The 26631-nt window shown below is 60.8% G+C and carries 27 protein-coding genes and 1 tRNA gene; 15 read left to right on the plus strand and 13 right to left on the minus strand.

The genetic code is table 11. From position 1 onward, the window contains the following. Positions 1 to 23: 23 nt before the first annotated feature. The 5 genes from def to truA are packed head-to-tail and all read left to right on the plus strand — an operon-like array spanning position 24 to position 2992. Positions 24 to 539, plus strand: coding sequence for a peptide deformylase (gene def, locus J2046_RS00835; protein ID WP_210047960.1), 516 nt, complete (start codon positions 24 to 26; stop codon positions 537 to 539). Positions 540 to 598: 59 nt separating this feature from the next. Next, positions 599 to 862, plus strand: a complete 264-nt coding sequence (locus tag J2046_RS00840; protein ID WP_210047968.1) for a FitA-like ribbon-helix-helix domain-containing protein — start codon at positions 599 to 601, stop codon at positions 860 to 862. After that, positions 859 to 1281 (plus strand): type II toxin-antitoxin system VapC family toxin, encoded by a 423-nt coding sequence (locus J2046_RS00845; protein WP_210047970.1) that lies wholly within the window; start codon positions 859 to 861, stop codon positions 1279 to 1281. Before J2046_RS00840 ends, J2046_RS00845 begins: the two co-directional genes overlap by 4 nt. Before the next feature lie 20 nt (positions 1282 to 1301). Beyond that, positions 1302 to 2237 (plus strand): methionyl-tRNA formyltransferase, encoded by a 936-nt coding sequence (fmt, locus tag J2046_RS00850; protein WP_210047973.1) that lies wholly within the window; start codon positions 1302 to 1304, stop codon positions 2235 to 2237. Beyond that, entirely contained in the window at positions 2237 to 2992 is a 756-nt protein-coding gene (gene truA / locus J2046_RS00855; protein ID WP_210047975.1) for a tRNA pseudouridine(38-40) synthase TruA, read from the plus strand. Before fmt ends, truA begins: the two co-directional genes overlap by 1 nt. 14 nt (positions 2993 to 3006) lie before the next feature. Here truA and J2046_RS00860 read toward each other — a convergent pair whose 3' ends face one another. From J2046_RS00860 to dapD, 3 genes are read right to left on the minus strand one after another with little or no spacing between them, the layout of a single operon-like run. Then, a complete protein-coding gene (locus J2046_RS00860; RefSeq protein WP_210047977.1) occupies positions 3007 to 3603 on the minus strand; it encodes a hypothetical protein in 597 nt (198 codons plus the stop codon). After that, positions 3587 to 4783 carry a succinyl-diaminopimelate desuccinylase gene (dapE, locus tag J2046_RS00865; RefSeq protein WP_210047998.1) on the minus strand — a complete coding sequence of 399 codons (1197 nt, stop codon included), beginning with the start codon at positions 4781 to 4783 and terminating at the stop codon, positions 3587 to 3589. Before dapE ends, J2046_RS00860 begins: the two co-directional genes overlap by 17 nt. A 7-nt stretch (positions 4784 to 4790) precedes the next feature. Continuing rightward, positions 4791 to 5645, minus strand: coding sequence for a 2,3,4,5-tetrahydropyridine-2,6-dicarboxylate N-succinyltransferase (gene dapD, locus J2046_RS00870; RefSeq protein WP_210048000.1), 855 nt, complete (start codon positions 5643 to 5645; stop codon positions 4791 to 4793). A 137-nt stretch (positions 5646 to 5782) separates the two neighbouring features. Between dapD and J2046_RS00875 the strand changes: the two genes are divergently transcribed. After that, positions 5783 to 6643: an LOG family protein gene (locus tag J2046_RS00875; protein WP_037159109.1), complete on the plus strand. Its 861-nt coding sequence runs from the start codon at positions 5783 to 5785 to the stop codon at positions 6641 to 6643. Positions 6644 to 6723: 80 nt separating this feature from the next. Here J2046_RS00875 and J2046_RS00880 read toward each other — a convergent pair whose 3' ends face one another. Together J2046_RS00880 and J2046_RS00885 are read right to left on the minus strand one after the other, a co-directional pair. Next, on the minus strand, positions 6724 to 7380 hold the full coding sequence (locus J2046_RS00880) for an EF-hand domain-containing protein (RefSeq protein WP_210048002.1): 657 nt from the start codon (positions 7378 to 7380) through the stop codon (positions 6724 to 6726). A 110-nt stretch (positions 7381 to 7490) separates the two neighbouring features. After that, positions 7491 to 8204: a pyrimidine 5'-nucleotidase gene (locus tag J2046_RS00885; RefSeq protein ID WP_210048004.1), complete on the minus strand. Its 714-nt coding sequence runs from the start codon at positions 8202 to 8204 to the stop codon at positions 7491 to 7493. Positions 8205 to 8310: 106 nt separating this feature from the next. Here J2046_RS00885 and J2046_RS00890 point away from each other — a divergent pair, with 106 nt between their 5' ends. Then, positions 8311 to 9213 (plus strand): DMT family transporter, encoded by a 903-nt coding sequence (locus J2046_RS00890; RefSeq protein ID WP_210048006.1) that lies wholly within the window; start codon positions 8311 to 8313, stop codon positions 9211 to 9213. A gap of 73 nt (positions 9214 to 9286) precedes the next feature. Then, complete coding sequence (locus J2046_RS00895) at positions 9287 to 10060, plus strand: isocitrate lyase/PEP mutase family protein (RefSeq protein ID WP_210048008.1); 774 nt, start codon at positions 9287 to 9289, stop codon at positions 10058 to 10060. Positions 10061 to 10079: 19 nt separating this feature from the next. On the opposite strand, the gene argB is transcribed toward J2046_RS00895, so the two are convergent. From argB to rpmH, 5 genes are all read right to left on the minus strand, one after another. Next, a complete protein-coding gene (argB, locus tag J2046_RS00900) occupies positions 10080 to 10967 on the minus strand; it encodes an acetylglutamate kinase (protein ID WP_210048021.1) in 888 nt (295 codons plus the stop codon). 81 nt (positions 10968 to 11048) lie between these two features. Next, positions 11049 to 11708 (minus strand): ribosome biogenesis GTP-binding protein YihA/YsxC, encoded by a 660-nt coding sequence (yihA, locus tag J2046_RS00905; protein ID WP_210048023.1) that lies wholly within the window; start codon positions 11706 to 11708, stop codon positions 11049 to 11051. Positions 11709 to 11835: 127 nt separating this feature from the next. Beyond that, positions 11836 to 13644: a membrane protein insertase YidC gene (gene yidC, locus J2046_RS00910; protein ID WP_210048025.1), complete on the minus strand. Its 1809-nt coding sequence runs from the start codon at positions 13642 to 13644 to the stop codon at positions 11836 to 11838. Further along, the gene (rnpA, locus tag J2046_RS00915; protein ID WP_210049711.1) at positions 13644 to 14033 is read right to left on the minus strand and encodes a ribonuclease P protein component; all 390 of its coding nucleotides are present in this window, start codon (positions 14031 to 14033) and stop codon (positions 13644 to 13646) included. Before rnpA ends, yidC begins: the two co-directional genes overlap by 1 nt. 30 nt (positions 14034 to 14063) lie before the next feature. Beyond that, positions 14064 to 14198: a 50S ribosomal protein L34 gene (gene rpmH / locus J2046_RS00920; RefSeq protein WP_081953029.1), complete on the minus strand. Its 135-nt coding sequence runs from the start codon at positions 14196 to 14198 to the stop codon at positions 14064 to 14066. A 516-nt stretch (positions 14199 to 14714) separates the two neighbouring features. Between rpmH and J2046_RS00925 the strand changes: the two genes are divergently transcribed. The 3 genes from J2046_RS00925 to J2046_RS00935 all read left to right on the plus strand — a co-directional run bounded on the left by J2046_RS00925 (position 14715) and on the right by J2046_RS00935 (position 18625). After that, positions 14715 to 16739 carry a HAMP domain-containing methyl-accepting chemotaxis protein gene (locus tag J2046_RS00925; protein WP_210048027.1) on the plus strand — a complete coding sequence of 675 codons (2025 nt, stop codon included), beginning with the start codon at positions 14715 to 14717 and terminating at the stop codon, positions 16737 to 16739. Positions 16740 to 16979: 240 nt separating this feature from the next. Continuing rightward, positions 16980 to 18410, plus strand: a complete 1431-nt coding sequence (locus J2046_RS00930; RefSeq protein WP_233469502.1) for a sensor histidine kinase — start codon at positions 16980 to 16982, stop codon at positions 18408 to 18410. Positions 18411 to 18548: 138 nt separating this feature from the next. After that, positions 18549 to 18625 (plus strand) — tRNA-Arg (locus J2046_RS00935). Positions 18626 to 19028: 403 nt separating this feature from the next. On the opposite strand, the gene chrA is transcribed toward J2046_RS00935, so the two are convergent. Both chrA and J2046_RS00945 read right to left on the minus strand, forming a co-directional pair. Further along, positions 19029 to 20252: a chromate efflux transporter gene (gene chrA, locus J2046_RS00940; RefSeq protein ID WP_210048036.1), complete on the minus strand. Its 1224-nt coding sequence runs from the start codon at positions 20250 to 20252 to the stop codon at positions 19029 to 19031. After that, on the minus strand, positions 20249 to 20551 hold the full coding sequence (locus J2046_RS00945; protein ID WP_210048038.1) for a PadR family transcriptional regulator: 303 nt from the start codon (positions 20549 to 20551) through the stop codon (positions 20249 to 20251). Before J2046_RS00945 ends, chrA begins: the two co-directional genes overlap by 4 nt. 452 nt (positions 20552 to 21003) lie before the next feature. On the opposite strand from J2046_RS00945, the gene J2046_RS00950 reads away from it, so the two are divergent. From J2046_RS00950 to J2046_RS00960, 3 genes are all read left to right on the plus strand, one after another. Next, positions 21004 to 22536, plus strand: coding sequence for a glycosyltransferase family 39 protein (locus J2046_RS00950; RefSeq protein ID WP_210048046.1), 1533 nt, complete (start codon positions 21004 to 21006; stop codon positions 22534 to 22536). Between the two features lie 81 nt (positions 22537 to 22617). Then, positions 22618 to 23325: an SDR family oxidoreductase gene (locus J2046_RS00955; RefSeq protein ID WP_210048048.1), complete on the plus strand. Its 708-nt coding sequence runs from the start codon at positions 22618 to 22620 to the stop codon at positions 23323 to 23325. A gap of 15 nt (positions 23326 to 23340) precedes the next feature. After that, positions 23341 to 24378 carry a 4-hydroxyproline epimerase gene (locus J2046_RS00960; protein ID WP_210048057.1) on the plus strand — a complete coding sequence of 346 codons (1038 nt, stop codon included), beginning with the start codon at positions 23341 to 23343 and terminating at the stop codon, positions 24376 to 24378. Positions 24379 to 24394: 16 nt separating this feature from the next. Here the strand turns inward: J2046_RS00960 and J2046_RS00965 are convergent, their stop codons facing one another. Then, entirely contained in the window at positions 24395 to 25321 is a 927-nt protein-coding gene (locus J2046_RS00965; RefSeq protein WP_210048059.1) for a tetratricopeptide repeat protein, read from the minus strand. Between the two features lie 236 nt (positions 25322 to 25557). Between J2046_RS00965 and pyrC the strand changes: the two genes are divergently transcribed. Next, entirely contained in the window at positions 25558 to 26601 is a 1044-nt protein-coding gene (gene pyrC / locus J2046_RS00970; protein ID WP_210048061.1) for a dihydroorotase, read from the plus strand. Positions 26602 to 26631: the final 30 nt, after the last annotated feature.

A 26631-nucleotide genomic window follows, 5' to 3' on the forward strand; every position in this document is an offset into this window, starting at 1 on the left:
AAAAAGTTACGTTATGGGAAGCCATGACCATCAAACCGCTGATTATTCTGCCGAACCCGATCCTGCGCCAGGTTTCCAAGCCCGTCGAACAGGTAAATGACGAACTCCTGAAGCTTGCCGACGACATGCTGGAGACCATGTACGAGGCGCCTGGCATCGGCCTTGCGGCAATCCAGATCGGCGTGCCGCGCCGGCTTCTCGTTATCGACGTTGCCCGGGAGGGCGAGGAGAAGAACCCGCAGGTCTTCATCAACCCGGAGATCGTCAAATCCTCCGAAGAGCGGTCCGTCTACGAGGAGGGCTGCCTTTCCATTCCGGAATATTACGCCGAGGTGGAGCGGCCTGCGGTGGTCACCGTCAAGCACATCGGCCGGGACGGCAAGGAGCATATGGTCGAGGCCGATGGCCTGCTTGCCACCTGCCTGCAGCACGAGATCGACCATCTGAACGGCGTGCTCTTCATCGATCATATCTCGCGCCTGAAGCGGGAGATGGTGATCAAGAAGTTCACCAAGGCCGCCAAGGGTAAGGCCATCTGACTTCGTTGAAAATCGCCTGCAGAGACGCTATGATATCAATGATATCATAAGAGGTGCCCATGGGTGATCTGCTGATTAGAAATCTGGATGACGCTTTGAAGCAGGAGCTTCAGGAACGGGCAAGAGAGAGTGGCCGTAGCCTCTCCGAGGAAGCGATCGTGCTGCTGAGACGGTCGCTGAGCACTCCCGACGAAGACAGAAGGCCAGCAGGCGAATGGTTGCGAGGTCTTCTCGGGGATGCGATGTGGACCGAAGAAGAACTGGCAGCCATTGAGGCAGCCAGACACGAACCCGATCGGGAACCGCCGAAGTTCGACGAATGAATACGGTTCTGGACACCAATGTCATATCGGAGTTGGAGGGGCGCAAACATAGTGGCCATCTCCTCGGGTGGTTAAACCGCTTTCAGCGGCAAGAGCTTTTTCTGACGACTGTCAGTGTCGCGGAAATCCGATATGGTTTGTCCTTGCTGCCTGATGGCAATCGGCGTGATGGAATCACTGCAAGCTATTCGCGGATCGAGGAAGGGTTCGTCGGTCGGATACTTGCCTTCTCCCTCGATGCGGCAAGGCGCTATGGCGAACTGAAAGCGCATCGCCAAAAAATAGGGCGTCCAATGGAAACCAAGGACGCGATGATCGCCGCGATCTGTCTTTCCCATGGTGCTACACTGGCGACGCGGAATGTAAAAGACTTCGAGGGGCTTGATCTTGGGCTGGTAAACCCGTTTGAAGGTGCCTGAACCAGAACGGGCAATATCGCATGTCTCTTCGCATCATCTTCATGGGCACGCCGGAATTTTCCGTGCCGACGCTTGAGGGCCTGAAGCAGGCGGGCCATGATATCGTCGCGGTCTATACGCAGCCGCCGAGGCCGGGCGGCCGGCGCGGGCTTGATCTCGTCAAGTCGCCGGTACATCAGGCGGCCGAGCTTCTCGGCATTCCCGTCTTCACGCCCGCCAACTTCAAGGACCCGGAAGAGCGTGAGAAATTCCGGGCTCTGAACGCCGACGTGGCCGTGGTCGTTGCCTATGGCCTGCTTCTGCCGGAGGCGGTCCTCACCGGCGCGCGGCTCCGATGCTACAACGGCCATGCGTCGCTCCTGCCTCGCTGGCGTGGTGCAGCCCCCATACAGCGGGCGATCATGGCGGGAGACGAGAAGACCGGCGTGATGGTGATGCAGATGGAGAAAGGCCTCGATACGGGGCCGGTGGCGCTTACCAGGGAAGTCGAGATCGGCGAAAACATGACGGCGGGAGAGCTGCACGACAAGCTGATGCTGGTCGGCGCCCGCGCCATGGTCGAGGCGATGGGGAAACTGGAAGTCGGCGACCTGCCGCTGACGCCGCAGCCGCAAGAGGGCGTGCTTTATGCCGCCAAGATCGGCAAGGGCGAGACGCGCATTGATTTCTCGAAACCGGGGCGGGATGTTCATAACCACATCCGCGGCCTGTCGCCTTTTCCGGGCGCCTGGTTCGAGGCCGAGATCAACGGCAGGCCGGAGCGCATCAAGGTTTTGGCATCCGAAATGGGCGAGGGGCGTGGTCAGCCAGGCATGGTGCTGGATGACGCGCTGACGGTCGCCTGCGGTGATGGTGCCGTCCGGCTGCTGAAGCTACAGAAAGCAGGCGGCAAGCCGCTTGCGGCGGCCGATTTCCTGCGCGGCACGCCGATCCCGGCCGGGGCGAGGCTCTCCTGATGCCGCGATACCGCATGACCGTCGAATATGACGGCACCAATTATGTCGGCTGGCAGATGCAGGAAAACGGCCACTCGGTGCAGGCGGCGCTCCAGGGCGGCATCCTGTCGCTGACCGGCGAAACCGTCTCGATCCGCGGCGCGGGCCGCACGGATTCCGGCGTTCACGCCGTGGGTCAGGTCATCCACGCGGATCTATCGCGCGAGTGGAAGCCTTATAAGCTGCGCAATGCATTGAACGCCCATTTGATGATGGCGGGCGAAAAGGTGTCGGTGCTCGACGTCCAGGCGGTCGATGAGACGTTCGATGCGCGCTTTTCGGCGCTCCGCCGGCATTATCTCTACCGCATCCTCAATCGTCCGTCGCCATTGGCGCTGGAGGCCAAGCGCGCATGGTGGGTGGCGCGCCATCTCGATCACGAAGCCATGCACGCTGCGGCGCAGACGCTGGTCGGGCACCATGATTTCACGACGTTCCGCTCCGCCCATTGCCAGGCGACGAGCCCGGTCCGCACGCTCGACCGGTTGGATGTGAGCCGCACCGGCGACCTGATCGAAATCCGAGCAAGCGCCCAGAGTTTCCTGCACAACCAGATCCGCTCCTTCGCCGGCACGCTGAAGCTCGCGGGCGAGGGCAAGATGACGCCGGAAGATGTGCGCGCCGCGTTGGATGCGCGGGATCGCTCGGCCTGCGGGCCGGTCGCGCCGCCGGAAGGGCTCTATTTCATGAAGGTCGATTATCCCGGCGATCCGTGATCCCGAAAGGATGGTCAGAACGGATAGATGCCGAGGAAGCGTTGCAATGCTTCGGTCAGCAGCATGCCTGGAACAATCAGCACCAGGACGAGGCCCGTGACCATCAGCGGCTGCGGCCCGCAGATCATCCGCATCACCCGTGAGACGGAAACGACCATGGCGATGAGCAGGGCGAAGTGGATGAGCGCCAGCAACGCGTCGAGGCTGGAAGGCAACAGGAAGCGCAGGCTGAGCAGGCCGTAGAGATAGGCGAACGGAACCGAGAGCCAGTTGACGCTGACGACGACGGCCGAGAATTTCCGCCCGATGCCGAGCAGCGCGCAGAGAATGCCGGCAAGAATCAGCGGCACCAGCCAGTTGAAGACCTCCAGCATCGCCATGCGGACGAAGAAAAGCCCGCCGACCCGCGCACCCGCCGGCATGCCTTCGAGCAGGTAGGCTCGCCACCACAGCCAGGAAATCGCTGCTGCCGGCAGGCACCACACGAAAGCCCAGAACGAGCGCATCATGCCTCGATCGGAAATGTCGAGGAGTCGGAAACCCTGGGCGTCGCCTCTGATCAACAGCCAGAGGCCATTAAGATAGAGCCTGACTTCATGGTAGGAGGGCATTATCGAACCAGCGGGAGATGAAAGTCCCATAGATTTGGGTGAGTATTTCCAGATCGGCAAGGGCCACCCGTTCATCCACCATGTGCATGGTCTGGCCGACGAGGCCGAATTCCACGACCGGGCAGTAATCCTTGATAAATCGAGCATCCGATGTGCCGCCGGTGGTGGAAAGCTGCGGCGTCCTGCCTGTCACGTTTTCGACCGCTTCGGAAAGCGAGGCGATCAGCGCATTGTTGCGGGTGAGAAACACATGGCTTGGCCGTTCGGCCCAGGTGATCTCGTAGCGGACCGGATCGCGGCCCGGACGAAACGGGCTGCCGGCTGCGGCGGCATCGAGCCGCCGCAGGATCTCGGCTTTCACCGTGTCGGCGGTCCAGGTGTCGTTGAACCGGATGTTGAAAGCAAAGCTTGCCCTGGCCGGAATGACATTGGTGGCCGGATTGCCGACATCCACCGAGGTCACCTCCAGGTTGGAGGGCGGAAAATTATCCGTTCCCATATCGAAGGGCGGATCCATCAGCGCCGAGGCAAGCGGCAACAGGCCGCGCACCGGGTTATCGGCAAGATGCGGATAGGCCGCATGACCCTGGACGCCGAGAATGCTCACCTTGCCGGAGACCGAACCGCGCCGGCCGATCTTGATCATGTCGCCGAGGGCGTCCGGATTGGTCGGTTCGCCGACCAGGCAGGCGTCCCAGCGTTCCCCTCTCTCGACTGCCCATTTCAGCAGTTTTTCCGTACCGTTGACGGCCGGGCCTTCCTCATCGCCGGTGATCAGGAATGAGATCGAGCCCTTTGGCATGCCATGCTTTTCGATATGTCGTGCGACTGCCGCGGCGAAGCAGGCGATGCCGCCTTTCATGTCCACCGCGCCGCGACCGAAAAGCTCACCGCCGGCAATCTCGGCGGCGAAGGGTAGATGGCTCCAGGAGGCTTCGTCGCCCGGCGGCACCACGTCCGTATGCCCGGCGAACATCAGGTGTGGGCCCTTGTTTCCGAGTCGCGCATAGAGGTTCTCGATGTCCGGCATGCCCGGTTCCGTCGCGACCATGCGCTCGACCTTGAAGCCGAGCGGCAGGAGCATGGCCTCCAGTGCCGAAAGCGCGCCACCTTCGGCGGGCGTCACCGAAGGGCAGCGGATGAGAGTCTGGAGATTGTTGACGGGATCGGATGTGGACATTGTTCGCTCAGTCGCGGAGCAGTTCGTTGATGCCGGTCTTGGAGCGGGTCTTTTCATCGACGCGCTTGACGATCACGGCGCAATAAAGGCTCGGGCCCGGTTCGCCGTTCGGCAGCGGCTTGCCGGGCATGGTGCCGGCCACGACCACCGAATAGGGCGGCACTTCCCCATACATGACTTCGCCGGTCGTGCGGTCGACAATCTTCGTCGACTTGCCGATGAAAACGCCCATGCCGAGCACCGAACCCTGACGGATGATGCAGCCTTCGACGACTTCCGAACGGGCGCCGATGAAGCAATTGTCCTCGATGATGGTCGGGCCTGCCTGCATCGGTTCCAGCACGCCGCCGATGCCGACTCCACCGGAGAGATGTACGTTCTTGCCGATCTGCGCGCAGGAACCGACGGTTGCCCATGTATCGACCATCGTGCCTTCATCGACGAAGGCGCCGAGGTTCACGAAGGAGGGCATCAGCACCACGTTCTTCGCGATATAGGCGGAACGGCGAACCACCGCGTTTGGCACGGCGCGGAAGCCGGCGGCGCGAAACGCATTGTCGCCCCAGCCTTCGAATTTCGACGGCACTTTGTCCCACCAGGTGGAATTACCCGGTCCGCCCTTGACGACTTCCATGTCGTTGAGCCGGAAGGAGAGCAGCACGGCCTTCTTGAGCCACTGATGCACGGTCCAAGTGCCATCCGCACCGCGGCTTGCCACGCGCGCCTTGCCGCCGTCGAGCAGCAGGAGCGCTTCCTCGACGGCATCGCGCACTTCCCCTTTCGTGGAGACTGTGACGCTGTCGCGGTTGTCGAAAGCGGTCTCGATAGTCTTTTCGAGGGAAGAGAAGTCGGGGCTGCTCATGGGAAATCCTTAAACGTCGCTCGATATCGTGATGGCGGGAGAGGTGGTTTTTTAGTGTCATTTGCTCTAAGCGACCGCCACTCAAGCGTCAATGTGAATTGGCGTCAACCGATGTTGATGCCGGAAGGATCAGGCAAATGGCAAGGTCAAGGAAAGACGGACCACGGCGCAAGGATGGTGTCTGGGATCCGCTGAAGGACAATGTGGCGGACAGGCAGGCGGCGGCGGGCCTGCCAAAGACGCCGCAGACGGAATCGCCGTCCTACCGGCTCGCTTATGTGGATGAAGATTTTCTGTGCCGGGAAGAGCTTCGCCCGGTTCGCCTGCAGCTCGAACTGCTGAAGGTGGAGATGGCCCTTGCCGAACGCGGCATCCGGTCGACTGTCGTGCTCTTCGGTGGTGCGCGCATTCCCGCTCCGGGCCAGAGCGCCTGGGCGGCTCGCAACGAAACCCAGCGCAAGAGCCTCGAAGCGGCTTCGGTTTATTACGAGGAGGCGCAGAAATTCGCGGCCCTTTGTGGCAAGTATTCGGCCATCTACAACCACCAGGAGTACGTGGTCGTGACGGGCGGCGGTCCTGGTGTGATGGAGGCCGGAAATCGCGGAGCGACCGAAGCCGGCGCACCCAGCATCGGTCTCAACATCATGCTGCCGCACGAGCAGGCGCCGAACCGGTTCGTAACCCCCGAGCTCAGCTTCAACTTCCACTATTTCGCCATCCGCAAGATGCATTTCATGATGCGCGCCAAGGCGGTAGCAGTGTTTCCAGGCGGCTTCGGCACGCTCGACGAGATGTTCGAAGCGCTGACTCTCATCCAGACCAGGCGCATGGAGCGCGTTCCGCTGATCCTTTTCAGCGAATCCTTCTGGCGCGGTATCATCAATTTCGAAGCGCTTGCGGAATTCGGCACGATCGCGCCGGATGACGTGAACTTGATCAGCTTCGTGGAAACGGCCGATCAGGCCTGGAAGATCATCGCGGACTTTTACGAGCACTAAAAGAAAGAACCCGCCTCTCTAGCGGAAGAGGCGGGTCCTTTGAGACGACAGCCGGTACTAGTTCTAAAGGGGGCGGAGAACTAGAGGGGGCGGTCCGGCAGGTCGTCGATGGAGATCATTCCGTCCTTGTTCGTGTCCATGCGGACAAGCAGCTTGTCGGTGGCCGTAGTGGCTTCAGCCTTGGTGACCTTGCCGTCATTGTCTTCATCGACCATGCGGAAGAAACCGCCGCGCATCATGCCGCCATGGCGCGGCCCGTCCCAGCGGGCTTCACGGCGATCCCGGTCGTGATGGCCCCAGCCGTGATGGTTCCATGCCTGGCGGTCCCGATCGCGGCGATCGTCGCGCCTGTCGGCCATGCGATCCCGCCGGTCCTGCGGCTGGTCATCACCATTATCGGCCTGTTCCGGCGGCGGATTGTTCTTGCGGAATTCTTCCATCCGCGCCTGGCGGTAATCGAGCATCTCCCCACGTGTCAGCGAGCCGTCCTTGTTGGCGTCGATCTGGGTGAACAGCTTGTCCTGAAAGGCGGTCACTTCATCCTTGGAGATCTTGCCATCCTTGTCGGTGTCGGCGTTCTTGAGCAGGCGGACGAACATCACGTCCTGCATCATTGCGCGGCCAGGACCGCCGGGGCGGCCAGGTCCATCGCGCCCTGGTGCCGCGAGAGCCGGGATAGCGGCTCCCGCGACCAAGACGGCACTAAGGGTCGCCAAAACGATTTTCTTCGCGGTCATTGAGGGGTCCTTTCCGGTTACTTCAATAACCTGAAGGTAGGTCCCGGCCCCGGTCAAAGCTACTTAAACATCCGTAAGGTGGATGAACTTTTGGTAAGGCGAATAAGACTCTAGCTCGTACGCAGACCGCCGAGAAAGCCGGCAAGGTCGTCAGTGACATAATCGATGTGATCGTCCTCGTCGCTCAGCTTCTCCCAACGCTCCATCAGCACCGTATCGAGATTGCGCGGCACGAGAAGGACTGTACGCATGCCGAGGATCTTCGGCACCTGCAGGTTGCGCGGCAGGTCCTCGAACATCGCCGCGTTCCTCGTGTCGACGCGATGCAGGCTCGCAAACTTGTCGTAGGTAGCGCCTGACGGCTTCGGCACATAATCGGCAGCGACGATGTCGAAGATGTCATCGAAATGGTCGAGGATGCCGAGCGCCCGCGCGGCGGCCTCCGCATGTGGCATGCTGCCGTTGGTGAAGATGAACTTGCGGCCGGGAAGAGCCTTGATCGCCTCGCCAAGTTCCAGGTTGGGCAGGAGCGCCGAATAGTCTATGGCATGCGCCCGTTCAAGGAAGCTGTCCGGATCGATGCCGTAGTGCAGCATCAGGCCCTGCAGCGTGGTGCCGTGCTCGTGGTAGTAGTGCTTCTGCAGCGCCTTGGCTTCTTCCGGTTCCAGTTGCAGCAGTTCCTGCACATAGGCCGTCATGTTCCTGTCGATCTGCGCGAACAGATTGACGTGATGCGGATAGAGCGTGTTGTCGAGATCGAAGACCCAGTCGCGGATGCGGTCGAAATCGATGGGATCGGGAGAGGTTTTGGGTTTCTTGTCCATGCCGGTCTTATGCACCGCCGGGCCGATAAAGAAAATCGAAAAAGACGACCGGTTTCAGCCGAATCCGGCCTTGGCGGTAGATGAGCGGGCATGATACCGCCACGATATGGAACTCTGGATCCCCATCACCATTGCCGCCGCCTTCCTGCAGAACCTGCGCTCCGCCTTGCAGAAGCATCTGCAGGGTTCGCTCGGCACGCGCGGTGCGAGCTTCGTGCGCTTCGGCTACGGGTTTCCGGTGGCGATCCTCTATGTGCTGGCGCTGCATTATCTTGCCGGCTATCCGTTTCCTGCGCCGAACTGGACCTTTGCGGCATGGGCCGTTATCGGCGGGCTGGCGCAGATCTTCGCGACGATCATGCTGGTGCATCTCTTTTCGCTTCGGAATTTCGCCGTCGGCACGGCCTATTCCAAGACGGAGCCGGTACAGGCTGCGATCTTCGGTTTCATCCTGCTCGGCGAGAGGCTGACACCCGGCGCTGTCATGGCGATCATCGTCGGCGTCCTGGGCGTGATGATGATTTCCATGGCACGCATGCCGCTTTCCTGGCGCAATACACTGGTCGCGCTGACCGGCCGAACGGCGCTGATCGGCATCGCCTCGGGGGCTGTCTTCGGCATTTCGGCCGTGGCCTATCGTAGCGCGTCGCTCTCCCTCGGCGGGCCTGGGCCGGTGATGGAGGCGGCGGTCACGCTCGCCTGCGTCACGACCTTCCAGACGGCCTTCATGCTGGTCTGGATGGTGTGGAAGGACAAGCGGGAGATCATCCAGGTGCTTCTCTCCTGGCGCTCGTCTTCGCTGGTGGGGTTGGCCGGCGTCGTGGGATCGGCCGGCTGGTTCACGGCGATGACTCTGCAGCAGGTGGCCTATGTGCGCGCGCTCGGCCAGATCGAACTCGTCTTCACCTTCATGGCTTCCTATTTCCTCTTCCACGAGCGGGTGAACCGTATGGAGGTGATCGGCTGCCTGCTGATCGTCTGCGGCATCCTCGGGTTGCTTTTCTCGTAATCGGCGCCCGATTTCAGGCGGCAATAGTGATCGAATCCAGTTAGGGTGGTATCCTTAACGGGAGGATCATTTGATGTCTCAGAAGGACAAGGCGGCCGCTTTCGGCGCGCTTCACAAAAAGGGCAATCCGGTCATCATCTACAATATCTGGGATGCCGGCACGGCAAAGGCCGTCGCCGATGCCGGGGCAAAGGCGCTCGGCACCGGAAGCTGGTCGGTCGCAGCGGCCCAAGGGTATGCCGACGGCGAGAACCTGCCGATGGAAGCATTGCTTGCGACCGTGAAATCGATCACTGCGGCTGTCGATGTGCCCTTGTCGGTGGATTTCGAAGGCGGTTATGCGGAAGAACCGACGGAACTTGCGAGAAATGTCGGCAAGGTCATCGATGCCGGCGCGATCGGCATCAATTTCGAGGATCAGGTCGTTGGCGGCAGCGGCGTCTACGCCATCGAGGTGCAGGCGGAACGCGTCCGCGCCATAAGGGCATTTGCCGACGCGCTTGATATGACTTTCTTCATCAACGCCCGCACCGATCTTTTCCTGCAGGAGGGCGACCGGGCGAAGCATGCGGGCCTTCTCGATCAGGCGATCGAACGCGCCAAAGCTTATGCCGGGGCCGGCGCCAGCGGCTTCTTCGCGCCGGGACTTGCAGATGAAAAGCTGATCCGCACGCTCTGCGAAGCGACGCCAGTGCCGGTCAACATCATGATGATGCCGGGCGTCTCCACGCCGAAACGCCTCGGCGAGCTCGGCGTCAGTCGTGTGAGTTACGGTCCCGGTCCTTATCGGGCGATGATGGCGAGGCTGAAGGAGGATGCCGCGGCGGTTTTTGCCGCCGCCGGCTGAGCCTTGAAGCGCCTCGGGATCAGGGCACGATCAGCGTGCCCGCCCCGCGCTCGGTGAAGATTTCAAGCAGCACGGAATGGGCGGTCTTGCCGTTCAGGATGACGACGCCCTGAACCCCGGCCTTGATCGCTTCGATGCAGGTCTCGACCTTCGGGATCATGCCGCCGGAGATCGTGCCATCCTTGATGAGCGCCTGGGCCTGGGCGACGGTCAACTCCTTGATGAGGTTCCTGTCCTTGTCCAGCACGCCGGGAACATCGGTGAGGAAGAGCAGGCGCGTCGCGTTCAGCGCGCCGGCGATGGCGCCAGCGAACGTATCGGCATTGATGTTGTAGGTGGCGCCGTCACGGCCGGGAGCGACGGGGGCGATGACCGGGATCATCTCCGACTTGGCGAGCAGGTCGAGCAGCGTGCGGTCGACTTCCACCACTTCGCCGACGAAGCCGAGGTCGAGAACGCGCTCGATATTGCTGTCCGGGTCGATGACGGTCTTCTTGGCCTTCTCCGCGAAGACCATGTTGCCGTCCTTGCCACAGAGCCCGATCGCCCATTCGCCGGTCTGGTTGATCAGCGCCACGATCTCCTTGTTGATCGAGCCGGCGAGCACCATTTCGACGATCTCGACGGTTTTGGCGTCGGTGACGCGCAGGCCGCCTTCGAACTTGGATTCGATGCCCATCTTGGTCAGCATCGCGCCGATCTGCGGGCCGCCGCCATGGACGACGATCGGGTTGACACCCGATTGCTTGAGGAGCGCGATATCCGCCGCGAACGCCTTGCCGAGTTCCGGGTCGCCCATGGCGTGGCCGCCATATTTCACGACGATGGTCTTGTTCTCGTAACGCTGCATATAGGGCAGCGCCTGGGCCAGAAGCTTGGCCTGAAGTTCGCTATCGGAAGCGGTCATCGGATTCCCCATGAAGTGAGTGGGGCCTTTTAGCGCATGTTTTTGACAGAGGAAATAATCATGGCCGAAGTTTCGAGGCCATCAGACCGGCATGCCGACCGTTTCGGTGATTGCTTGGCGCAGTTCATCGAGGCCGCGGCCCTTTTCCGATGACGTCGAAAGAACGACCGGGTAGGCTGCCGGCCGCTTGCGGATCTTTTCCGTCGTTTCCGCGATCAGTTTCGCGACAGCCGGTTCCTTGATCTTGTCGGTCTTCGTCAGCACGACCTGGTAGGAGACGGCGGCCTTGTCGAGCAGGGAAAGCACTTCCTCGTCATTCTTCTTGATGCCGTGGCGGCTGTCGATCAGCACATAGACGCGCTTCAGCGTGGCGCGTCCGCGCAGGTAATCGAAGACGAGCTTGGTCCAGGCATCGACCTGTTCCTTCGGCGCCTGCGCATAGCCGTAGCCCGGCATGTCGACCAGTGCCATCGGCGGCAGGTCCGTGCCTTCGCCGGAATATCCGTCCGGAACGAAATAGTTGAGTTCCTGGGTGCGGCCCGGCGTGTTGGACGTGCGGGCAAGCCCTTTATGGCCCACGAGCGCGTTGATGAGCGACGACTTGCCAACATTGGATCGTCCGGCGAAAGCCACTTCCAGCGGGCCTTCCGGGGGAAGGAATTTCATCGACGGCACGCCGCGGATGAAGATCCAGGGGCGGCCGAAAAGCGGCTTGTCGTCCATGTTCCTGTCTGCGGGCATCGGTTCTGTCGGTCCTGTCTTGATCGAAGCGACACGGCTTCCGGGTTTTGCCGGCCAATGTCAAGCTATGGAAGATATTTGCCTATTGCCGAAAAAGAAAACCCCGGCGAACCGGGGTTTTCTGATGTTACTTCGAAGCTGCCGGTTTTCGTCGGAAGAGGCCCTTCAGGTTGTCGAAGAGCTCGACCTTGGCTCCATGGCGCTTCATGATGATCGCCTGCTGCGTGACTGACAGCGTGTTGTTCCAGGCCCAGTAGATGACGAGGCCGGCCGGGAATGATGCCAGCATGAAGGTGAAGACGACCGGCATCCAGGTGAAGATCATCGCCTGGGTTGGGTCTGGCGGCGTCGGGTTCATGCGCATCTGCAGGAACATGGTGACCCCCATGACGAGCGGCCAGACGCCGATCAACAGGAAGTGTGGCACGTCGTAAGGTAACAGGCCGAACAGGTTGAAGAGCGAGGTCGGATCGGGCGCGGAAAGGTCCTGGATCCAGCCGAAGAAGGGCGCGTGACGCATCTCGATCGTCACGTAGATGACCTTGTAGAGCGCGAAAAATACCGGGATCTGCAGGAGCACCGGCCAGCAGCCGGCAATCGGATTGATCTTCTCCTCCTTGTAGAGCGCCATCATCGCCTGCTGCAGGCCCATGCGATCGTCGCCGAACTTGGCCTTGAGTTCCTCCATCTTCGGCTGCATGCGCTTCATGTTGGCCATGGAGGCGTATTGCTTGCTGGCGAGCGGGAAAAACAGTGCCTTGACGACGATGGTGGTGAGCAGGATCGCGACGCCGAAATTACCCACGTGACGGAAGAAAAAGTCCATCAGCTGGAACATCGGCTTGGTGATGAAGTAGAACCAGCCCCAGTCGATCAGGCGATTGAACTGCGGAACGGCGTATTCCGTTTCGTAGCGCGAGATCAGCGGCACTTCCTTGGCGCCGGCAAAGACGAGGTTCTTAAGCTCGGTCGACTGGCCGGGTTGCACCGTCAGGTCGTCGCCTTTGTAATCCGCCTGATAGCTCGCCTGTCCGCCGGTGAAATGCGAGAAGCGCGTGACGTAGGGCAGCGTCTGAGGGGGAACGATGGTCGCGGCCCAATACTTGTCGGTGATGCCGAACCAGCCGGTGGTCGCTTTCTCGTTGGTATATTGTTCTTCTTCGATATTGGAATAAGTATGCTCGCTGAGTGAGCCGCTTTCGCCCATCACGCCGATGAAGCCCTCGTGAATGACCCATACGGAAGGCGTTGCCGGTTTGTTGTTACGGATGACGCGGCCATAGGGCGTCAATGTCACCGGCGTACCGGTCTTGTTATCAATCTTATCCACGACCGTCAGCATGTAGTGGTCGTCAACCGAGATCGTGCGGGTGAAGGTGATGCCCTTGTCGTTGGTGAAGGAGAGCGTCAGAGGCGTCTGCTGGGTCAGCTTGTCGCCGCTTGCGAGCGTCCACTGGGTGCTCGTACCGGGCACTGTCCCTATCGATTCATTGGGGATGTAACCGACTTCGGCAAAATAGCCATCCTTCGTATCGGAGGGTGAGAAGAGCGTGATGATCGGGCTCTTGTCGTCCACGGTCTCGTGGTATTCGCGCAGCTTCAGATCATCGAAACGGGCGCCGGTCAGGTTGATGGAACCGGTGAGGGCTGGCGTCTCGATCTGGACGCGCTGCGACTTGGCAAGCGCCTGTTCACGAGTGACGGTCGTCTGCCCTGGGGCGGCTCCTGGCAAGGCACCCGTGGGCGCACTCGATCCGCTTTGGGCGCCGGGGCTTTCCGGAGAGGTGGTCTGGGCAGTTTCGCCTTGCAGCGCACGGCGAGCCTCTTCGGCGCGCTGCTGAGCTTCCATCCTCGGATTCATGTAGAGGAACTGCCAGGCAAGGACGATCAGCACCGAGAGCGCGATCGCGATGAAGTAATTGCGGTTCTTTTCCATCATGCTTTCCTGGAACGGGTCTCCTCGGACCGCTTCGGTTTCGGCCTGCTTTCAATGCGCTCGATGAGCCGGGCCGTCATATCAGCGAAGGGAACCGCCAGCACCTCCCTCCGCGCGACAATCACATAGTCGTGTCCGTTCTTCATTGCAAATCCGGCAGATTGCCTCACCGCCTCCTTGAGGCGCCGGCGCATGCGATTGCGTTCGACTGCGTTGCCTTGTTTCTTGGTGACGGTGAAGCCGACGCGCGGCGGCTCGTCCGGCACATGGCGATCGAGCACTTCCAGAAGGAAGGTTCGGCCACGACGACTTTCGCCCTCCCGGACAGCAAGAAACTGCGGCCGGCTTTTCAGCCGCCCGACAGTCTTCTTGATCTTGGTCTCCGTCATCATCGCCCGGTCGCCTCGGGCAGCTCGGCCTTAGGCCGAGAGACGCTTGCGGCCACGGGCGCGGCGTGCGGAAAGAACCTTGCGGCCGCCTTTGGTGGCCATGCGGGCACGGAATCCGTGACGACGCTTGCGAACAAGCTTGGACGGTTGGTAGGTACGCTTCATTTATTTTAATACCGCGGTGTGCGGCCCTTCTTGGATTTTGCCCCCGTGAAAGAGAGCAAGAGCGCTTCGGAAAAACGATCCGCATAACCGGCTGCATGCGTGCAAGCCCGCCGGAGCTGAACGTGCGCGGCTTATAAGAGAACTTTGCCGGAAAAGTCAATCACGGTGGGCTTTTTGATCTCGGCCTGGGGAGGGGGCATCCCCTTTGCTCCGGATTCAAAGGATAAGATTGCAAGGCATCCCGTTAACCATTCCGAATTTCTCCGGTTATTCAAGCTTTTCCGAATTGAAATGCAATAATTTCAGGAGCGGAGAAGACCAGGGCGAGGAATGGCAAGCCGTTTTGCAATCAGGAGTGATTTTGGAAAATTATACCCGTCGCGATTGTTTCCGTTTCAAGAGGAGTTTCAAGTATTTCTTAATTGATGAGAGCTAATTTTAGCATATCGGGATAGGGGAGGAACTGCTGAACAGTTGCATTTCCCTGGAAATCCACCCGGGTCTGGAAGGAAAGCAATGAAAATTCGCGGGAAAATCAATCTCCTCGTCGGGTTCATGAGCCTCGTGGCCTGCTTTATCGGCGGCATGTCGCTATTTGCCATGACGGAATATCGTACCATGATGGACGAATACGAGCTGGCGGCTGATCGCGCGCAAAAGGGCGAGCATCTGAACCGTCTCGTAACCGCTGTCGTTATGGATTCCCGCGGCGTCTACATGTCGAAGGATACCAAGGAAGCCAAGAAATTCGGTGACGGCATCCTCGGCTATCTCAAAGAAATGGACCAGCTTCTTACGGATTGGGACAAGATCGTTCCCGCCGACGAGCGGGCCGTATTCGACAAGCTGCTTGCCCGGTCGAAAGAATTCACCGCCTTCAGGTCCGAGACCGCGCGCCTTGGGCGCGAAGTCAGTCCCGCGGCTGCAAACGAGCAGGGCAACAACGAGGCCAATCGCAACAACCGCAAGGCCTATCAGGTGGAGATCGACGAAGTCGTCAAGACAGACCAGGCGCTGCTCGCCGAGGTGGATCAGAAACTCAATGATTTCACCCGCACGCTCTTCATCCTTGTATCTGCCATTACCGTTGCCGGCGTCGCGGCCGGTGCGGGTTTCGGACTCTATCTTGGCCGGCGTCAGCTCAGCCATCCGATCATGAACTTGACGAAAGCGATGAAGCAGATCGCTGCCGGCGATTTCAATGCGCAGGTTTCCGGAGCGGGCCGCGCTGACGAAATCGGCGATATGGCGGCAGCAATCGAGATCTTCCGCAAGAACGGTATCGAGGTCGCGCGTATGAATGCCTCGGAGGCAACCATGCGCGGCAAGAGCGACGATCTGCAGGCTCGCATGTCGACTGTCGTGGCCGCCGCCGCCGAAGGTGACTTCACCCGCCGCATCGACAAACAATGGGGTGAGGAAAGCCTCGATCATTTTGCCCGCAATGTCGACCATTTGCTGGCGAGCGTCGACACAGGCATTTCAGAGACGTGCCGGGTTGTGAAGAGCCTCGCCGCCGGCGATTTCACAGACAGCATGAACGGCAACTTCAAGGGTGCGTTCGCAGAGCTGCAGCGTGACGTTAACGGCACGATGGAAACGTTGCGCGTCACCATGAGCAATGTCCGTGTCGCGACCGGCTCGATGAACGGCAGCGCTTCAGAGCTGAGCAATGCTACCAACGACCTCTCCAAACGCACGGAGCGGCAAGCGGCTGCGCTGGAGCAGACGTCCGCAGCGCTCGATCAGATTACCGCGGTGGTGCGCACGTCCACACAACGCGCGCAGGAAGCCACCGTCATGGTGGGCGAGGCAAAGCAGAGCGCGGCGCAGTCCGGCGAAGTTGTCCGCAGCGCCGTCGAGGCGATGGGCCGCATAGAGCAGGCGTCCCGCGAGATCGCCCAGATCACCAACGTCATCGATGAAATCGCGTTCCAGACCAATCTTCTGGCACTGAATGCCGGCGTTGAGGCAGCCCGTGCCGGCGAGGCCGGCAAGGGCTTTGCGGTCGTCGCCCAGGAGGTTCGTGAACTCGCACAACGCTCGGCAAGTGCGGCGAAGGACATCAAGGCGCTGATCAGCAAGTCCGGTGGCGAGGTGGCGGTGGGCGTGGATCTGGTGCAGAAGACTGGCGACGCCCTCTCCGAAATCGAAACACGTGTGCTGCAGATCAACGATCATATCCATTCGATCGCGGTCGCTTCCGGTGAGCAGGCAACCGGCCTTGCGGAGGTCAATACCGCCGTCAACCAGATGGATCAGGTGACACAGCAGAACGCCGCCATGGTGGAAGAGACTTCGGCAGCGACCCAGAAGCTCTCTTCGGAAGCCGATAGCCTCTTTGCTCTCCTGTCGCAGTTCAACATCGGCGACGATGCCGAGAGGACCGGTGCAAGTGCCGGAGCGCCGCGGCCGGTTGCCGCTGCCTCGACCCACAGTCCGCGCGTCTCCCCCGTCAAGGCAATGGCGGGTGCGCTGAAACGCGCTTTCGGCGGCAGTGCCGCAGCGGCCCCGGCGGCGGGGGATTGGGAGGAATTCTGATCCGCGCCGCGTAAATCAACCAGATCAGGAAGCGGAAACGGAAACGTCTCCGCTTTCTTTTTGCGCTGCGGTGAAGGGGCTGGTAAATTGGCATCGAAGTCTTAAGATAGAGGATTACCGAAATCGGCTGATATTGGTGCCGGTCGGGATCGAAATTCGGAAATGGAGACCCGCATGGACGGCGAGGTTCACACCTCGGGGCGCTCGGGGTCCTCGCCGGAGGGCGCGGGCCTGGAGCCGATGCCGCGCCTTTTCCGCGGCCTGTCCGGCCGACTCCTCTGGCTTACCGTCATCTTCGTCATGCTTGCCGAAGTGCTGATCTTCGTGCCCTCTGTCGCCAATATGCGGATGAACTGGCTGCGTGACAAACTGGATACGGCTGCGGCCGCCGGCATCGTCATCGATGGCCTGCAGTCGGCCGAGCTTCCCCGTGCGGTACAGGACGACACGCTGCTGGCTACCGGCACCAAGGTGATCGCGCTTCGTAAGGACGGCACCTCGCGGCTGCTCGCCGCGACCGACATGCCGCCGCAGGTAGATGAGGTCTACGATCTCTCCGATACGCCGATGCTTGCGTCCATGCGTGATGCGCTCGACACGCTGCTGTTCGGAGGCGGCCGCGTGATGCGCTTCTATGGTCCGATCGGCGAGAGCGACATGGTCATCGAGCTGGTGATGACGGATGGCGCACTGCGCAAGGACATGCTGAAATATTCAAAGATGATGTTTCTGATTTCCTTGCTGATCTCGCTCTTCACAGCGGTTCTGATCTTCCTCGCCATCAACCGCATGATGATCCTGCCGATCCGGCGGCTCACCCATAGCATGCAGCGCTTTTCCGAGCAGCCGGATGATCCTGCCCGTGTCTTCGCCCCCGACCGCTCGCGCGGCGAACTTGCGGTGGCGGGCCGGCATCTGACCGCGATGCAGGTGCAGCTGCAGCGCACACTGAAGCAGCAGAAGAATCTTGCCGATCTCGGCCTTGCCGTTTCGAAGATCAACCATGACATGCGCAACATTCTGGCGTCTGCGCAGCTGATGTCCGACCGGCTGACGGACGTCGAGGATCCGATGGTGCGGAGTTTCGCCCCGAAGCTTTTGCGCACGATCGATCGTGCCGTGGGCTATACGAGTGAGGTGCTTGCCTACGGCCAGGCCTCCGAAGCCGCGCCGCGCCGCCGGCGCATCCGGCTCGCCGATCTTTGCCAGGAAGTACGCGATATCCTGGCTATCGATCCGGATGCGGGTATCGAATTCCAGGAGCAGGTGGCGGCCGACCTGGAGGTGGATTGCGACAGTGAGCAGCTTTTCCGGGTCATCCACAATCTCTGCCGCAATGCCGTGCAGGCGCTTACGACCTTCGACCCTGAGGATGCGTCCATGGTCCGCCGGATCTCCGTTTCGGCGCATCGGGTGGGCAGCGTGGTCAGCATTATGATCGACGATACCGGCCCCGGCATGCCGCGCAAGGCGCGCGAGAATCTGTTCGCGGCCTTCCGCGGCTCCGCCCGTTCAGGAGGCACCGGCCTCGGCCTGGTAATTGCCCGCGAGCTGGTTCTGGCGCATGGCGGCACGATCGCGCTTGTGGAAAAACCCGGTCCTGGCACGCAGTTCAGGATCGAAATTCCCGACCGCCCGGTCTCGCTGGAAGACTACCGGGCTCGGGCCTGACGCAAATAAATGTTGCTTCTCAACGGTTTGAGCGGGAAGTGACAGTAAAATGACGCGGCCCGCGGTAAAATCGCTTGCAATCCTTCGCGGCACCCATTAGAGGATCGCCACGCAAGCGGTGACGCACTGCTTGCTCACGCACCCGTAGCTCAGCTGGATAGAGCACCAGACTACGAATCTGGGGGTCAGGAGTTCGAATCTCTTCGGGTGCGCCATTTACCTCCCTGATACCATTGTATTTTTTGTGACCTTCAACGAGCGCATCAAGACAGAATCACGTTCAGCCTCGGTTTGGGTCTGGGAAATTCTCCGCGTAGGCTTCGAGCATACCTCTTTCTCCTACGGGTTGGGCCGGCGGAAGCGTCGCGGCAGGTAGGCCTCTACAGCCTGACGGGCAAGACCAAGGTGGGGCTCTCATCATGGCGCTGGGCTGCATCGAGGAGCGCAACGTCGTCGAGGTGCGCCAGATGATGACCGATTATCTCAATGCGCAGGATGCGCTCGAGTCGGCCGCGATCGAATCAGTCGCCGGACGCCGGGCTTGCGAGCGAACCGCCGCAGTGGCTGTCGTGCAGTGCATGCATCTGCTTCCGAACGCTTTCCGGCAGCGAGCTGACGTCAACCCACACCGATCAGCACGCCACCCGCCGCAGCGACGAGCACGACGATCCAGGGTGCGGCCTTCCACGCCATCAGCAGCACGAAGCAGGTCAGCGCCAGCGCGAATTGACGGGGACCGACAATCGCACTGGTGAAAACGGGATCGTAAAGCGCCGCGCCGAGAATGCCGACAACGGCGGCATTGGCGCCGCGCATGAGGGCTTGTGCGCTTTCGCGTTTGCGGAAGCTGTCCCAGAACGGAATAACGCCAAGCAGGATCAGAAAGCCCGGCAGGAAGATGGCAATCAGCGCAATGCCCGCTCCGGCGAGACCGTTGGGGGCGTGCTCCAAAACAGTTCCCAGATAGGCAGCAAAGGTAAAGAGCGGCCCTGGCACGGCCTGCGCCGCTCCGTAGCCGGCAAGAAACTGGTCGTGGTTGACCCAGCCGCGTTGGACGACCTCCGTTTCGAGAAGCGGCAATACGACATGTCCGCCGCCGAAGACCAGCGAGCCCGCGCGGTAGAACGAGTCGAAGACGGAGAAACCTTGCGAAGACGTAGCGGAGGTGACGATGGGCAGTCCGACGAGCAAAGCGATGAAGAGCGAGAGCGAAATCGCCCCGAACAATCGCGAAACTGGGAATTCGATGTGCCGGGTGATCTCCGCCTGATGGTTGCGGCAGTAGACAAGGCCCGCCACGGCACCGGCAGCGATCGCGGCCGCCTGCCCGAGCACACCCGTCATGAAAACGATGATCAGCACCGCGCCGAGGGCGATGGTGGCACGCTCGCGGTCCGGGCAGAGGTTCCTCGCCATGCCCCAGACGGCCTGGGCGACGATGGCGACAGCGACGATCTTGAGACCGGTGATGATACCGCCGCCGATCGGTCCGCCGAATGCGGCCGCGCCGTAAGCGAAGAGGACGAGCAGAATGGCCGACGGTAAGGTAAAGGCCGTCCAGGCGGCAAACGCTCCGAGCGGCCCGCCGCGCAGAAGCCCTAGGGCGAAACCGACCTGGCTCGATGCCGGACCGGGCAGGAACTGGCTGAGCGCCACGAGGTCGGCATAGCCCTTGTCATCGATCCACTTGCGCCGCAGAACCAGTTCGTCGCGAAAGTACCCGAGATGCGCGATGGGCCCGCCAAAGGAGGTGAGGCCGAGCTTGAGGAACGCCGCGAAAACCTCGCCGGCCGAGCCTCGGGTGCTCTGGTTTTCATCTTGGCTCGTCGTCGTGTCCGTCATCTTTTCATCGCCTCTCCCGTAAATTCGCGGATGCGCTGCTTGGCCACAGCAAGGCCATCGCGCCCTTTGTCCGTGATGGAATAGAGTTTGCGCATGGTGCGTCCGGCGCGCTCCTCGCGTGCGGTGAGGTAGCCATCGCGTGTCATCTTGTGCAGCTGCGGATAGAGTGTGCCGGCAGACAGGCGGTAGCCGTGGCTCGCCAGTTCATCGATCATCCACTGGCCATAAATCTCATGCTCGGCTGCGTGATGGAGCACATGCAGGCGCACAAGGCCGGAGAGGAGATCGTGGTGCTCCATTTTCAGCGAATACCGTTTGATACATGATATCGGTTCACGATATCGAAATTCGATTGCGGGAGGAAGGCAAGACATGGAATTTGTCCGGATCGACATTGTGACGTTGCTCACCGCTGGTGTCACGCTTTTCCAGGGCTTCGGCTCTTGTTGGCAATCGCAGTGACGACAATCGTGCGCTTCGCCGATAACAGCTTCAAATTCGGACTGATGCCAAGCAGGCAGACTGGCGGGTGGTGGCGCGGTCCGGCGTGCCCGCCGCAGCCGCTGCGACCGTTGGAGCAGGCCTGCTCACGTGGTTCGTCGTACTCCGAATCGGGAGGTCGCGAGTTGAAATCTCGCCTCTCCACAGTTGGTGATCTATATCCAAGGTCCGGCCGTCGCCAGTTTGGTATTGATCCGTGCCGTGCACCGTGTCACGTGCTGAAGGATGTCGTCTTCCACGAGGAACGGAAATGGATCGTGAGAGCGGCGCGATATTCGCGCGCGAAGATTTGGAAGAGCCCGGCCGCCTGACGCGATTTCTTTCACGGGGCCTGTGGGCGAGCGCGCTGTTTCTCGGCATCTATTTTGCGTTGAGCATTGCCGTCCGGTTGATTCTGCCGAATTCGCTGACCCTCGACGAGGCCGAACAGTCGCTGTTCTCGCAATACTGGCTTGCCGGTTACGGACCGCAGCCGCCTTTCTACAACTGGGTTCAGAATGCCTTCGTTCGCGTCATGGGGATTTCGCTGTTTTCCCTGATGCTCCCGAAATTCCTCATGCTGTTCCTGTGCTACGTGTTCTTCGGCCTGGCGGCGCGCGAGCTCGACCGGCGTCCCGCTTTCGTGGCGATGGCGATGCTGAGCCTGGTTACTCTGCCGCAGGTCTCCTACATGCCGCAGCAGGATCTCACCCATACGGTTGCGGTGCTGATGGCGACCTCGCTGTTCCTCTATGGCCTTTTCCGCACGCTCAGGCACCCGGATTGGATTGGCTACTTGATCCTTGGCGTTGCGATCGGCATAGGCACGATCTCGAAATATAATTTCGTTCTGCTGCCGGCGGCGGCGGTCGTCGCGGTATTCTCTGATCGCGAGTGGCGCGGTCGCCTGTTCGCTCCGTGCATCCTGCTGACCGCCGTTGCTGGTCTGGCCATCATTCTCCCGCACGCGCTCTGGCTTGTCGGCAATCTCGATCTCGCGACGAACGGTACGATCGGCAAGATGGTGGAAGCCAACGCTCCTCATGGAGCCGCCCGTGTTGCCAAGGCGCTCGGTTCCCTCGCTCTTGCCTGCATTGCCTTCGGAGCTCTGACGGTTGTCATCTTCGCGGTCGCCTTCAAGAAGGATCTTCGCCATGTCTTGAAGGCAGGGGATCGGTGGGCGCGTCTGCTCGGGCTGATGATGCTGGTCGCACTCCTGGGCGTTGTCTGCGTGATCCTGGTCACGGGAACGACCAAGATCACCGAGCGCTGGCTCGATCCTTATCTGCTTGCCCTGCCGCTTTATCTGCTTCTGAAGCTGGAGCGGTCGAGTGTGGATACCGGAGCGAACCTCGGACGTTTCGTGCCGGTCTTCGTCGTCATCATGGCCGTCACCCTGATCCCTTTGGCGGGCAAGACATTGACCAGCGGGCTGACGGGCTCTTATTCACGGATAAACTATCCCTTCGCATCCGTCGCGGAAGCGCTGAACGCTGAACAACGACCTGCGTTGATCGTCGCCGGGGGCATGCATCTTGCAGGCAATATGCGGCTGCAGTTTCCCGACGTGCCCGTCATCAGTTCCGAGCAGCCGATCGACGGCTTTCCGCCGCCGGATGCTATGAGGGCACCGGTCTTGGCCATATGGGTGGATAGCGGGAAGACCACGGGCACGCCGCCGATCGACCTTTCATCCGTGAACGCCCTGGGGCTGACACCGTCGCCCCCCCAATCCCTTTCGCTTCCTTATTATTATAGTGACGGCAACACGAAGCTGAACCTCGGTTATCTCTGGCTTCGCTGAAGGCAGTAGGCAAAACCGGCGCGCTGATATACCTGTTCGCGGAGGCTGGCGGGTGGCCGGCAAATCGTCAGGGAGATTCCAATGGCTGAGACGGAAAAGGTGGTGTTGATCACCGGCGGCGGACGCGGCATGGGCGAAGCGATTGCGCGGGAACTCAATGCTCAAGATTACAGGCTGGCTCTGATGTCGCCATCGGAAAGCTGCGAGATACTGGCAGCCGAGCTCGGAGGCGTGGCATCCCGCGGTGTGGCGGAAAAGGCCGAAGACATTCAGGCAATTTTCGACCTTGCGATGAAGACCTACGGCCGCATCGACGCCGTCGTGAACCATACCGGCCATCCGCCGAAGGGGGATCTGCTCGACATCACCGATGAAGCCTGGACGCTCGGCTCCGACATGATGATCCTGTCGCTGGTGCGTATGGCCCGCCTCGTGACACCGGTGATGCTGAAGCAGGGCAAGGGCGCCTTCGTCAACATCACCACGTTTGCCGCCTATGAGCCTTCGCTGGTTTTCCCGGTTTCCTGTACCTACCGTGCGGCAGCCGGAGCTTTCACCAAGCTCTATGCGGACCGCTATGCCGCGGACAACATCCGTATGAACTGCATTCTACCCGGCTATATCGACAGCCTGAACCACAAGCCCGAGACCGCCGATAAGATCCCGATGAAGCGTATCGGCCATGTGGAGGAGATCGCCAAGACGGCTGCCTTCCTCCTGTCGGACGGCGCCGGCTACATCACCGGCCAGAACGTTCGCGTCGATGGCGGCATTACCCGCCACGTTTGATTGGAGCATCCCGGAATGAGATGGAAGCGTACGATCCAGCTTTTGGACGTCCATTGCGAAGGCGAGATCGGCAAGGTCGCGATCGGCGGCGTGCCGAAGATACCCGGCGAAACGATTGCCGCCCAGCTTCACTGGCTGAACACCGATCCCAAGGGGCAGGAGCTTCGCCGTTTCCTCTGCCTCGAACCGCGCGGCGCGCCGATCGGCTCCGTCAACCTGCTGCTGCCGGCAAAACATCCGGATGCGGACGCGGCCTTTATCATCCTGCAGCCCGACCAGGCGCATGCGAGTTCCGGCTCGAACTCCATCTGCGTCACAACAGCGCTTCTGGAATCCGGTATTGTCGAGATGAAGGAGCCGGAAACCGTCGTGACATTGGAAACGGCGGCCGGCTTGGTCAAGGCGACAGCCTCTTGCCGGGACGGACGCTGTGAAAAGGTGAAGCTTACGATGGTGCCGTCCTTCGTGCACGAACTCGACGTGCGGCTCGACACGCCGGAATGGGGCGGGATCAGGCTCGATCTCTGTTATGGCGGCATTTTTTATGCGTTGGTGGATGTCGGTCAGATCAATTTGACGATCGAGAAGGGTAACGCCGCGGCGCTTGTCAAGGCGGGCATGGTACTCAAGGACCTGATCAACAGGCAGATACCCGTCGTTCACCCGGAAATCCCCGCGATCTCCGGCGTTGCTTATGTGATGTTCCGCGATACTGAAGCCGATGGCACGGTACGCACCTGCACCACGATGTGGCCGGGCCGGGCGGATCGCTCGCCCTGCGGAACGGGCAATTCCGCCAACTTGGCCGCCTTGCATGCCCGTGGCAAGGTGAGGGTCGGCGACGTCTTCAAGTCGCGCTCCATCATCGGCTCGGAATTCGAGATAGGGCTGGCGGCGGAAACGGCGGTCGCGGGAAAACCGGCGATCATTCCGACGATCGCCGGTCGTGGTTTTACGTTTGGCCTGCATCAGGTGGCGCTTGACCCGTTCGATCCACTCGCGGATGGTTTTGCCATGACCGACGTTTGGGGACCGTCCGCCGGAGAAATCTAGGATCGGAGATCGGGCCTCAGATCTCCTTGCCAACGGTTGTGGGTGTTTCCACATCGCCCGGCTTCAGAACCAGTGAGTTGACGCCTTCGGGCATGGACGGATCGCTCGGTGCCGGAACGATGCCAAGCTCCTGCATCTGCAGGAATTTGTAGGCGCCGAAGAGGTCGCCGTTTTCGCCCGCCTGGCGATACATTTCGGCAGCCTTCTTGGCATCGGCCGCGATGCCTTCGCCGGTCTCATACATCAGGCCGAGATTGACCATCGCATCGGTATTGCCGCGCTGGGCGGCAAGATCATACCAGGCGATCGCCATCTGGTCGTCCTGCGGCACAAGCTGGCCTTCGTCGTAGATAGTACCGATGTTGAAGGCGGCCGTATCATCGCCTTCGGCTGCAGCCTTCTCGAACCATTGCAGCGCTTTGCTTACATCCGGCTTGGTGCCGAGGCCGTCGCGATAAGCGACGCCGAGATTGTAGGCGCCAAGCACGTTGCCGCTGAGAGCGGCTTCCTGGTAAAGCTGAAATTCTGCCTGTTCGTCGCCGAGCCGCCCCATCAGCATGCCGAAGTTCACCTTGGCGGCCGGATAGCCCGCCTGGACGGCGGCATTATACGCGCTCATCGCATGGTCAGGCTGCTGGATTTTGTTGAGCGCACGGCCGAGCTGATAGGCAAAACGTGGATTACCGGTTGCGTCATAGGCCATCTGACAGGCATTGACGGCAGAATCGTCGATATCATCGATGCCGACCGGCGCGAATTCGCTGTTGCGCTGCTGGTCGTAAGGGCTGCCGGCGAGCCGGTCGCATTCCGTCTGCACGGCCGCCGCGAGCTGCAGGCTGGCTTGTTCCTCGGCACCCGGGGAAACCGCCAAGGCACAAAGTGCGATGGCGGTACCTGTGGCAATTGCAAATCCCCTGTTGACTTTGGACGCCTGGGATTTCATCGTGTGTACTCCGACTCAGAGATTCCTCAGATTGGTTAACGAACGCTGTTGGCGGGCGCAGGTTCCGTTTGTCCTGAGCTTTCGTTCCACGATCGGTCCTCTTATCCTGCACATTTCCGTGAAGCCTGATATTTGGCAGATGAGATGTCCTGGACGGTTTCACTCATCCCATCGGATTGTTTTGGATGAGCCGTTGGTGGTATGGCGGTTGAGATCGATCAACTCGGAAGCTTTTCATGAAAACGCTCACGCTTCGCCGCCCCGATGACTGGCACCTGCATCTGCGCGACGGCGCGATCCTGCAAGGGGTGATCGGCGATACGAGCCGGCATTTCGCTCGCGCCATCATCATGCCCAATCTGGTGCCGCCGGTGGTGACGACCACGGATGCCAGGGCCTATCGGGACCGTATCATCGCCGCCCTTCCCAACGGCGATCGCTTCGAGCCGCTGATGACCCTTTACCTGACCGAGCATACCGATCCCGACGATGTGGAGGAGGGCAAGAAGAGTGGCCTCATCACCGCGGTGAAGCTTTATCCTGCGGGCGCGACGACCAACTCCCATGGCGGCGTGCGCGATCTCGACAAGGCGATGCCGGTTCTGGAGCGCATGGCGAAGATCGGTCTGCCGCTCTGCGTGCATGGGGAGGTGACGACGCCGGACGTGGACATCTTCGATCGCGAGGCGGTTTTCATCGAGACGGTACTCGATCCGCTGCGCAAGCGCTTGCCGGAACTGAAGATCACCATGGAACATGTGACGACGGCGGATGGTATTGACTACATCAAGTCGTCGAAGGGCAATCTCGCCGGCTCGATCACCACTCATCACCTGATCATCAACCGCAATGCCATCCTCGTCGGCGGTATCCGACCACACTATTATTGCCTGCCGGTCGCCAAGCGTGAGAACCACCGGCTGGCGCTCCGCGCTGCCGCGATCTCGGGTGACGCCCGCTTCTTCCTGGGCACGGATTCCGCCCCGCATGTCGATCCGTTGAAGGAATGCGCCTGCGGTTGTGCCGGCATTTATACCTCGGTCAACACGATGAGTTGTCTGGCGCATGTGTTCGAAGAAGAGAATGCGCTCGACAAGCTGGAGGCTTTCACGTCACTCAACGGCCCTGTCTGGTATGGCCTGAAGCCGAACGAGGAGACGATCACGCTTGAGAAGCGGGATGAACCGGCCAATTTCCCCCCAAAGCGGGAAACAGGTGCCGGACCGATCACGGTTTTCGATCCGATGTTCCCGCTCCACTGGCAGGTGGTTGAAAAGTGATGCCTAATGCACGCGGATGGGTAGCATTTA

Source organism: Neorhizobium petrolearium (assembly GCF_017873175.1).
Classification (GTDB): domain Bacteria; phylum Pseudomonadota; class Alphaproteobacteria; order Rhizobiales; family Rhizobiaceae; genus Neorhizobium; species Neorhizobium petrolearium.

Excerpts from the sequence above, each read along its gene's own strand:
- rnpA (WP_210049711.1), bottom strand. The coding sequence starts at position 14,033 with ATGACGGAGACCAAGATCAAGAAGACTGTCGGGCGGCTGAAAAGCCGG.
- def (WP_210047960.1), top strand. The coding sequence starts at position 24 with ATGACCATCAAACCGCTGATTATTCTGCCGAACCCGATCCTGCGCCAG.
- rpmH (WP_081953029.1), bottom strand. The coding sequence starts at position 14,198 with ATGAAGCGTACCTACCAACCGTCCAAGCTTGTTCGCAAGCGTCGTCAC.
- chrA (WP_210048036.1), bottom strand. The coding sequence starts at position 20,252 with ATGACGGACACGACGACGAGCCAAGATGAAAACCAGAGCACCCGAGGC.
- J2046_RS00930 (WP_233469502.1), top strand. The coding sequence starts at position 16,980 with ATGCCGCGCCTTTTCCGCGGCCTGTCCGGCCGACTCCTCTGGCTTACC.
- dapE (WP_210047998.1), bottom strand. The coding sequence starts at position 4,783 with ATGTCCACATCCGATCCCGTCAACAATCTCCAGACTCTCATCCGCTGC.
- dapD (WP_210048000.1), bottom strand. The coding sequence starts at position 5,645 with ATGAGCAGCCCCGACTTCTCTTCCCTCGAAAAGACTATCGAGACCGCT.
- J2046_RS00945 (WP_210048038.1), bottom strand. The coding sequence starts at position 20,551 with ATGGAGCACCACGATCTCCTCTCCGGCCTTGTGCGCCTGCATGTGCTC.
- J2046_RS00950 (WP_210048046.1), top strand. The coding sequence starts at position 21,004 with ATGGATCGTGAGAGCGGCGCGATATTCGCGCGCGAAGATTTGGAAGAG.
- J2046_RS00925 (WP_210048027.1), top strand. The coding sequence starts at position 14,715 with ATGAAAATTCGCGGGAAAATCAATCTCCTCGTCGGGTTCATGAGCCTC.
- argB (WP_210048021.1), bottom strand. The coding sequence starts at position 10,967 with ATGACCGCTTCCGATAGCGAACTTCAGGCCAAGCTTCTGGCCCAGGCG.
- yihA (WP_210048023.1), bottom strand. The coding sequence starts at position 11,708 with ATGCCCGCAGACAGGAACATGGACGACAAGCCGCTTTTCGGCCGCCCC.
- J2046_RS00955 (WP_210048048.1), top strand. The coding sequence starts at position 22,618 with ATGGCTGAGACGGAAAAGGTGGTGTTGATCACCGGCGGCGGACGCGGC.
- J2046_RS00965 (WP_210048059.1), bottom strand. The coding sequence starts at position 25,321 with ATGAAATCCCAGGCGTCCAAAGTCAACAGGGGATTTGCAATTGCCACA.
- J2046_RS00845 (WP_210047970.1), top strand. The coding sequence starts at position 859 with ATGAATACGGTTCTGGACACCAATGTCATATCGGAGTTGGAGGGGCGC.
- J2046_RS00890 (WP_210048006.1), top strand. The coding sequence starts at position 8,311 with ATGGAACTCTGGATCCCCATCACCATTGCCGCCGCCTTCCTGCAGAAC.
- J2046_RS00875 (WP_037159109.1), top strand. The coding sequence starts at position 5,783 with ATGGCAAGGTCAAGGAAAGACGGACCACGGCGCAAGGATGGTGTCTGG.
- fmt (WP_210047973.1), top strand. The coding sequence starts at position 1,302 with ATGTCTCTTCGCATCATCTTCATGGGCACGCCGGAATTTTCCGTGCCG.
- J2046_RS00885 (WP_210048004.1), bottom strand. The coding sequence starts at position 8,204 with ATGGACAAGAAACCCAAAACCTCTCCCGATCCCATCGATTTCGACCGC.
- J2046_RS00895 (WP_210048008.1), top strand. The coding sequence starts at position 9,287 with ATGTCTCAGAAGGACAAGGCGGCCGCTTTCGGCGCGCTTCACAAAAAG.
- J2046_RS00860 (WP_210047977.1), bottom strand. The coding sequence starts at position 3,603 with ATGCCCTCCTACCATGAAGTCAGGCTCTATCTTAATGGCCTCTGGCTG.
- J2046_RS00880 (WP_210048002.1), bottom strand. The coding sequence starts at position 7,380 with ATGACCGCGAAGAAAATCGTTTTGGCGACCCTTAGTGCCGTCTTGGTC.
- pyrC (WP_210048061.1), top strand. The coding sequence starts at position 25,558 with ATGAAAACGCTCACGCTTCGCCGCCCCGATGACTGGCACCTGCATCTG.
- yidC (WP_210048025.1), bottom strand. The coding sequence starts at position 13,644 with ATGGAAAAGAACCGCAATTACTTCATCGCGATCGCGCTCTCGGTGCTG.
- J2046_RS00840 (WP_210047968.1), top strand. The coding sequence starts at position 599 with ATGGGTGATCTGCTGATTAGAAATCTGGATGACGCTTTGAAGCAGGAG.
- truA (WP_210047975.1), top strand. The coding sequence starts at position 2,237 with ATGCCGCGATACCGCATGACCGTCGAATATGACGGCACCAATTATGTC.
- J2046_RS00960 (WP_210048057.1), top strand. The coding sequence starts at position 23,341 with ATGAGATGGAAGCGTACGATCCAGCTTTTGGACGTCCATTGCGAAGGC.